At 64.2% G+C, this 1,193-nt stretch carries 1 protein-coding gene and 1 pseudogene; both read right to left on the reverse strand.

All coding sequences use genetic code 11. From position 1 onward, the window contains the following. Positions 1-1,007 (reverse strand): IS3 family transposase (locus H6A16_RS10525; RefSeq protein ID WP_342589754.1); only part of this gene is annotated, 1,007 nt, incomplete at its 3' end. Continuing rightward, positions 953-1,153 (reverse strand): annotated as a pseudogene (locus tag H6A16_RS11040) (transposase); the annotation flags it as partial. The gene H6A16_RS10525 and the pseudogene H6A16_RS11040, both read right to left, overlap by 55 nt. Between the last annotated feature and the right edge of the window lie 40 nt (positions 1,154-1,193).

Consider the following 1,193-nt stretch of genomic DNA (forward strand, 5'->3'; position numbering starts at 1 on the left):
TTGGACGGTTTCGACAGGATCAGCCCCGCCTTCCTGAACTCGACGGGGCTCATGTAGCCGAGCGTCGAGTGGATCCTGAAGTTGTTGTACCAGTGCACGTAGTCGGACAGCTTGGCCTGCAGGTCGCGGAGGTCGGAGAAGCTGTCCCTGTAGACCAGCTCCGCCTTGAGTATCTTGTTCGTCGACTCGTCGACCGCGTTGTCGTAGGGGCAGCCCTTGGCGGAGAGCGACCGCTCGATGCCGAACGTCTCAAGCATGAGGTCGATCTCGGCGTTGTCGAACTCGCTGCCGCGGTCGGTGTGGAAGACCTCGATGTCCGAGATCGGGAACTCCAGGGTCGCGAAGGCTGCCTTGACGAGCTTCGCCCCCTTGCTGCTTCCCGCCGAGTGGCCGACGATCTCCCTGTTGTAGAGGTCGACGAGCAGGCAGACGTAGCACCAGGAGCCGCCGGCGCGCACGTAGGTGAGGTCGCTGCAGACGTGCGTGCGCGGAGCGTACCCGTCGAAGGACCGGTCGAGCACGTTCGGCAGCTCCGCCTCGTTCGGCTTGCCCGGGTGCGCCTTGAAGCGCTTCCTCCCGTACGCGCTCGAGAGGCCGTTCTCCCTCATGATGCGGGATATCCGCCTGCGGCTCGCGACGACGCCGCGCCGCTCGAGCGACGCCTTGACCTTCCTCGCGCCGTACCTGCCCTTGCTCTCCGCATGGACGGCGAGAACGTCGGGCTCGACGGGGTCCGGCGCGGGCGGGGGCTCCGGGCGCGAGCGGAGGTAGTAGTAGGTCGAGCGCGGCACGCCGAGGATCTCGCACTGCGCTGATACCGGGTAGCGGTCGGCGTTAGCCGCTATCACCGTCACTTTCGTGCGAATATCAGCGCCGCTTGTTTTAGGACGTCGACCTCCATGCGGAGCCTCTTGTTCTCGCGCTCCAACTCGATGACCCTGTTCTGCTCGGGCGTCCTGTTGTCGGCGGCGTGCGGCGAGCCGGTGGCGTTGATGGAGTTGATCCACCTTCGCAGCGTCGTGCTCCCGAGATCGTACTCGCGCATGATCTCGCTTGGCGGCTTCCCTGCGTTGTAGAGCGACACAATCTGCCTCTTGAAATCGTCGGTGAAATGCCTCGGGTGCTTTGGATCGGCCATCGAGCCTCCTTCCATAGGCCCTCGTGAAACTGTCCAACCTAGTGTAGCCAATCCA

The sequence above is a fragment of the Collinsella tanakaei genome (assembly GCF_016900375.1).
Classification (GTDB): Bacteria; Actinomycetota; Coriobacteriia; order Coriobacteriales; family Coriobacteriaceae; genus Collinsella.